Raw genomic sequence first — 6,216 nt, 5'->3', positions numbered from 1 at the left:
ACCGGCAACCAGACCCAATATCAGTGGTACCACACCGACCCAGCCGGTAGCGTGCTGGCCGCCACCGATGGCACCGGTAACCTGCTGTGGCGCACCCATTACCGGCCCTATGGCGAAAAGCTGGTGGGGGGTGATGGTGGCCTGAATCGCGAGTGGTACACCGGCAAGACCCATGATGACGATACCGGCCTGGATTACTTTGGGGCACGCTACTACGATGCGGTGGCGGGGCGCTTCCTGGCGATGGACCCGGTAGACGTCAATCCCGCCAGCCTATATAGCTTCAACCGATATAGTTACGCCAACAACAACCCCTACCGATACAACGACCCGACTGGGATGGAGTCGGAAGGGGCCAGTGGTGGCTTGGGTGACAAAGGCACCATGGCTATGCGCGGTATTGATGGCAAGGTTCACATTCAACAAAAGGTGCCAGGATTTCAAAATGCACCGATGGGAAATGAGCAGGTTGCCAGTGCATTGGTGATGGGGGTGGGAGCACCGGAAATCGCTGGTACAAAAGCTATGGCTGCCATCGGCGTGGTTTTCTTCAAAGGCGAGTCTATAGCGGTCACTGCAACAAAGTTAACGAGAGTTAAACGTGGACCCAAAACTGATCCGGCAGCACCACATAATGCGAAAATTCGAGAAATTGGTGACCGGATTGAAGCGCAAGGTGGAAGCATAACTGCTGGTGGAGGACGATTACCTGAAAAAGTGATTGACACTCCAGGAGGATTTAAAGAGTCTCGCAGGCCAGATATTCTATTTACAGATGCTCAAGGAGTAACAAGGGGGATAAATGTTGGAAAAACAAAAGCAAATGGTTCTCCTGTAACGCGAGAGCAAAAGGCACTGAGTGACCTCAATAACCGAGCTGGCATTCCTACAACTTTTGAGAGATATGATTAAGAGAGGTAATGCAATGAAGATGAGCTTACAATTTCATGCCCTTCCAAGTGAAATAACATCTGTTCTGAAGGAAGTTGTACTTGAAGGTAATGTATTTATCTCCATCCTCCATTCCCAGCCTTTTTCTGTGGAAATTATTGATGACATTGATGATGCATGTAGGAGGTTGTTATCCTTAAGTAATGAGAAAAATGTCCGCTGTGCTTTGTCTACAAGGAAAATAGCGCCTGAAAGTTCACTAAATAGATTTCTTGACTTGAACGATGGCTGCATTGTGTTAGATGTGGGGAAGGTGTCGGATGTTCAATTAAATGAGTCGGCAGTTTTATTTATGTCTGACAATGTTGATGGAGAGAGAGTTGCCAAAAACTTTTCCAAAAGAATTAAAAAAATAACAAAAAGTGGTGTCTTGGCAATAAATCCAATTACCAAGGCTAAGTCTGTTAATAAAAGCCACAGATACACAGATGGTGCAAAAAGACTTTTTGATAGTGGCGTAAAGATTGCTCCGGTTGCGGGCATAGTTGAATTGGCACTTATTGATATCTAGTCGCGTCTAAATTAACTTGCATGCAACTAGTACGAGAGGGCATTGCACATGATGTTTCTGGTGGAAAAGGTTTAGGGAGGGGGGGTGATGGTGGCCTGAATCGCGAGTGGTACACCGGCAAGACCCATGATGACGATACCGGCCTGGATTACTTTGGGGCGCGCTACTACGATGCGGTGGCGGGGCGCTTCCTGGCAATGGACCCGGTAGACGTCAATCCCGCCAGCCTATATAGCTTCAACCGCTACGGTTACGCTAACAACAACCCCTACCGATACAACGACCCGACTGGGATGGAGTCGGAAGGGGCCAGTGGTGGCTTGGGTGACAAAGGCACCATGGCTATGCGCGGTATTGATGGCAAGGTTCACATTCAACAAAAGGTGCCAGGATTTCAAAATGCACCGATGGGAAATGAGCAGGTTGCCAGTGCATTGGTGATGGGGGTGGGAGCACCGGAAATCGCTGGTACAAAAGCTATGGCTGCCATCGGCGTGGTTTTCTTCAAAGGCGAGTCTATAGCGGTCACTGCAACAAAGTTAACGAGAGTTAAACGTGGACCAAAAACTGATCCGGCAGCACCCCACAATGCCAAAATTAAGGAAATTGGTGATCGAATTATAAATGAAGGCGGCCGTATAATAGCAGGTGGTGGTAGTAAAGCAGAGAAAAGCATTCCGACACCTGGTGGCTTCAAACAACATCGCCGGCCAGACGTAATTTATGAGGATGCTCAAGGTTTAACTAGAGGAATAAATGTAGGTAGAACCAATGCGGCGGGCGCGCCAGTAACCAGAGAACAAAAAGCCTTGAGTGATCTAAATAATCAGGTAGGCTTACCAACCACTTTTGAGAGATATGATTAAAGGAAATAAAATGAAAATGTCTTTGCAATTTCATGCAACTTCAGAAGAGTTAATTTCTCTATTAGAAGGCATTCTTAATCAAAATGGATTGTATTTTGCAATCATGAGATTTCGCCCATTCTCAATGAGGATACTTTCAAAGCTTGATGACGCTGAAAAGAAGGGGCTAGAAGATCTAGGGAGGGTGGAAAAATTTAATTGTGTAATTTCTCCTAATGAAATTTTACTTGCAGATACTGAAGATAAATTTCAAGAAATTAATTCTGGATATACCACACTTGAAATAGGAAAGAGAACCGATGATTCGCTAGGGGAGTCTGGTTTGACATTTATGTCAGACGACGAAGATGGTAAAAAAGTTGCAAAAATGCTCGCCAATAAAGTAAGGAAAATTACCAAGGGTGGAATTTGGGCTGTCAATCCAACATCTCTCGCGGAAGCTTATATGAAGAATAGTAGATATTCAGATGGCGCAAAGATATTATATAAAAATGGATTAAAAATATTGCCGTTTGCGGGCAATGCTATTCTTGAAATTAGAGATTGAATATTTTTAACCATGAGCGCCAATGACTGATCATCGCAAGTAAACAATTCCCTTTTTTCATGACTCTTGATGGCACAATCTCACTTGGAGAGGAGACGAAGAAGAAATTTGACTTTGTGGTAATTTAATCACATCCACATCGCATTGCCATCATCATCAAGACAGAAAGACAATGAAATTAGTGCCAAAAAACATTCATGAAAAACGGGCCATGATGGTGGTTTTGCAGTCGGTTAATTGAGGAGAGCTGAGAATGTATGAAGAGATTTACAGGTTGGAGAGGATTTTCTACTTGCTAAGTATTGGGTTGTGCCATGCCATTAAGAATGGCGCCATCGATATTGATGAGGCGGAAAGATATTTATATAGCCCATTGATGATGAGATTGTTGAAGGAGGAAGGAGCGAGTGATGTGTTGCATGATTTAATTCATGCGGGAACTGAGTTAGAGGATACGGAAAGTTTGGCTCCTGCCAGTCTTGGAAAAGAGCTTGATGAAATGATATCAAGGGCAATGCAGACCCTCAAGGAGTCTCCCGTACCAAAGCCCATGTTCGATAAATGGTTTAATCCTATTTTTGAAAGAAATAAGCATTAAAATTAATGGATGGAGTAGTTCTGAAAATGGAAAGTGATTATTAAATGAAAAACGAGAAGCTGTATAGACTGGAAAGACTATTGTTCATAATCAGTATTGGGCTTTGTCATTGTGTAAGATCCGGTGCGATTGATGTTGATGAGGCTGGAGATTATTTATTTAACCCGTTATTGTTGACCAAGTTGCAATTGGCTGGGGCAAGTGAAGAGGCGCAGGAGTTGATAAGGCTAGGTCTTGAAATTGAAGATACGGAAATGTTAATGCCAGAGAACTTGGGGCGAGATCTAGATAAACTTCTTAAATGGGCAAGCGAAAGATTAAAAGAAAGTCCTGAATCTGCATCTCTATCGGATAAGTGGTTTACTGTAAATCTTGAGGAATTTATACAAAAGTAAGAAATTTATGTCTGTGTGGTTGATTTTTATTGAACGAGGTAATGCAATGGCGAAGCGGCAGCAAATCTAGCCGCTGGATATAATCGAACGAACGAAAACCGCGAGCACTACTACCTGGGCAGCAGTAAGGTCGCCAGTCGCATCATCACCGGCAACCAGACCCAATATCAGTGGTACCACACCGACCCAGCCGGTAGCGTGCTGGCTGCCACCGATGGCACCGGTAACCTGCTGTGGCGCACCCATTACCGGCCCTATGGCGAAAAGCTGGTGGGGGGCGATGGTGGCCTGAATCGCGAGTGGTACACCGGCAAGACCCATGATGACGATACCGGCCTGGATTACTTTGGGGCACGCTATTACGATGCGGTGGCGGGGCGCTTCCTGGCGATGGACCCGGTCGATGTCAAGGCTGAGAAGCTGCACAGCTTTAACCGCTATGGCTACGCCAATAACAATCCGTATCGGTTTGTTGATCCGGATGGGCGCTCGCCAGAAGGGGCTGGCGACGCAGATAAAGGTGGCGATTCACTCGGTAGTCATGACCGCAGTTTTGCTGGTGTGACCTTGGCATCGAATAGTTTCCGGCAAGATTCGGCGCCTAAAATTAATCTGACTACCAATCAGGCAAAAGCACAGGCGGAGGTTAATGCTGCGAGGCAGCATGCTGATGAGAGGCTACTTGAATCCATAAAGCTTGATGTATTAAAGAAAGACTTCTTCAATTCTATTAAAGATTCGCCAAAGTATCCGAAGAGTTTTAGGCCACTTCAAAATGGAACGACGAAGAATACTGTTAATAATAAGGAACGGCTTGATCAGCTTAGAGAGATGGAAAGTGGGAAGTGGAGTAAAGTTTATAAGGATGGATATGCGGAAGATGGCAGCCCTATTTCAGTTCACTACTTCGAAAGCGCATCAGGAAAAGTATATGATGTGAAAGTTAAATCGGAGTGGAGTAACATTAAAAATAAATAAGAGGTGAAAGTATGAATGGTGATGAGATTTACAGATTGGAGAGGGTTTTCTACTTGCTAAGTATTGGGTTGTGCCATGCTATTAAGAATGGCGCCATCGATATTGATGAGGCGGAAAGATATTTATACAGCCCATTGATGATGAGATTGTTGAAGGAGGAAGGAGCGAGTGATGTGTTGCATGATTTAATTCATGCGGGAACTGAGTTAGAGGATACGGAAAGCTTGGCTCCTGCCAGTCTTGGAAAAGAGCTTGATGAAATGATATCAAGGGCAATGCAGACCCTCAAGGAGTCTCCCGTACCAAAGCCCATGTTCGATAAATGGTTTAATCCTATTTTTGAAAGAAATAAGCATTAAAATTAATGGATGGAGTAGTTCTGAAAATGGAAAGTGATTATTAAATGAAAAACGAGAAGCTGTATAGACTGGAAAGGGTATTGTTGCTTTTGAGCCTTGGGCTGTGCAATGGGATTAAAGCGGGGGCAATAGACATTGAAGAGGCTTGTGCGTATTTGTACAGTCCATTGATGCTAAGGAACCTTAAGGAGGCTGGAGCTAGCGAAGAATTGTACAGGTTAATAGAAATGGGTCTGGAGCTTGAAGATACTGAAACGCTTATCCCTCAGAATATTGGGAGGGACTTGGAGGAAATGATTGCAATGGCTATAAAAATATTAACTGAATCATCAGACTCAGCTCCCATTAGAGATAAGTGGTTTAATCCAATATTTGATAATCTGCTGTCAAATTGATTTTGAACAAAAGTTATCTCTTTATGATTTAATTTTTAACTGCTCCACAAAGATTTCTAGTGTGAAGGTTGTAAGCGGCTGGAGTACGGATTTCAAATTTAACAAATGAGCAACCATGACCAGTGATGAATTAAATAGACTTGAGCGTCTCTTTTTTGTTATTTCAATTGGGCTTTGTCATGCGATTAAAAATGGTGCCATTGATATAGAGGAGGCAGATAGGCTCCTTTATAGCCCAGGAACATTACATGCCATTAAAGGAGTCAAGGCAAGTGAAACGTTGTATGACCTTATATACATGGGAACGGAGTTGGAGGGGACGGAGATGCTAGTCCCACAAAACTTAGGCAAAGAGCTTGATGAGATGATTGAAATATCAATGAAAGCTCTTCAGCAAACGCCAGAGTCTAGTGGAAATATTGATAGGTGGTTTACGCCTATTTTTGATTAGCTTAGACACATCACTCTGAATTGCAGACAATTAAATTTCAATGCGCAAATGCCACTCACATGTTGAATGGCGCAATTGACGTTTTTGAACTGATGATTTTACATTCCATATTGGAAATTTAACTGCAATTATGGCCTGTTAATATTTATTTATTATCCAGCGATG

At 43.7% G+C, this 6,216-nt stretch carries 10 protein-coding genes; all 10 read left to right on the top strand.

Features of this window, described 5'->3' with window-relative positions; all coding sequences use genetic code 11:
* Nucleotides 1-912, top strand: a 912-nt coding sequence (locus FFS57_RS14915) for an RHS repeat-associated core domain-containing protein (protein ID WP_283204914.1), incomplete at its 5' end; no start/stop codon positions are given.
* Between the two features lie 19 nt (nucleotides 913-931).
* A complete protein-coding gene (locus tag FFS57_RS14910; RefSeq protein ID WP_137938604.1) occupies nucleotides 932-1,462 on the top strand; it encodes a hypothetical protein in 531 nt (176 codons plus the stop codon).
* A 20-nt stretch (nucleotides 1,463-1,482) separates the two neighbouring features.
* Nucleotides 1,483-2,328, top strand: a complete 846-nt coding sequence (locus FFS57_RS14905; protein ID WP_137938603.1) for an RHS repeat-associated core domain-containing protein — start codon at nucleotides 1,483-1,485, stop codon at nucleotides 2,326-2,328.
* Between the two features lie 10 nt (nucleotides 2,329-2,338).
* Nucleotides 2,339-2,875: a hypothetical protein gene (locus tag FFS57_RS14900; protein ID WP_137938602.1), complete on the top strand. Its 537-nt coding sequence runs from the start codon at nucleotides 2,339-2,341 to the stop codon at nucleotides 2,873-2,875.
* Between the two features lie 253 nt (nucleotides 2,876-3,128).
* The gene (locus tag FFS57_RS14890) at nucleotides 3,129-3,473 is read left to right on the top strand and encodes a DUF3969 family protein (RefSeq protein WP_137938601.1); all 345 of its coding nucleotides are present in this window, start codon (nucleotides 3,129-3,131) and stop codon (nucleotides 3,471-3,473) included.
* A gap of 44 nt (nucleotides 3,474-3,517) precedes the next feature.
* Complete coding sequence (locus FFS57_RS14885; protein ID WP_137938600.1) at nucleotides 3,518-3,868, top strand: DUF3969 family protein; 351 nt, start codon at nucleotides 3,518-3,520, stop codon at nucleotides 3,866-3,868.
* A 114-nt stretch (nucleotides 3,869-3,982) separates the two neighbouring features.
* Nucleotides 3,983-4,846, top strand: a complete 864-nt coding sequence (locus FFS57_RS14880; protein ID WP_137938599.1) for an RHS repeat-associated core domain-containing protein — start codon at nucleotides 3,983-3,985, stop codon at nucleotides 4,844-4,846.
* Nucleotides 4,847-4,857: 11 nt separating this feature from the next.
* Complete coding sequence (locus FFS57_RS14875; protein ID WP_137938598.1) at nucleotides 4,858-5,205, top strand: DUF3969 family protein; 348 nt, start codon at nucleotides 4,858-4,860, stop codon at nucleotides 5,203-5,205.
* A gap of 44 nt (nucleotides 5,206-5,249) precedes the next feature.
* Nucleotides 5,250-5,600 carry a DUF3969 family protein gene (locus FFS57_RS14870; protein ID WP_137938597.1) on the top strand — a complete coding sequence of 117 codons (351 nt, stop codon included), beginning with the start codon at nucleotides 5,250-5,252 and terminating at the stop codon, nucleotides 5,598-5,600.
* Between the two features lie 115 nt (nucleotides 5,601-5,715).
* Nucleotides 5,716-6,051, top strand: a complete 336-nt coding sequence (locus FFS57_RS14865) for a DUF3969 family protein (RefSeq protein ID WP_137938596.1) — start codon at nucleotides 5,716-5,718, stop codon at nucleotides 6,049-6,051.
* Nucleotides 6,052-6,216: the final 165 nt, after the last annotated feature.

Origin of the sequence: Chitinivorax sp. B (genome assembly GCF_005503445.1) — a bacterium.
Lineage (GTDB): Bacteria > Pseudomonadota > Gammaproteobacteria > Burkholderiales > SCOH01 > Chitinivorax.
Note: the sequence above shows the minus strand (reverse complement) of the source record. Positions and strands in the feature narration are given on the sequence as shown.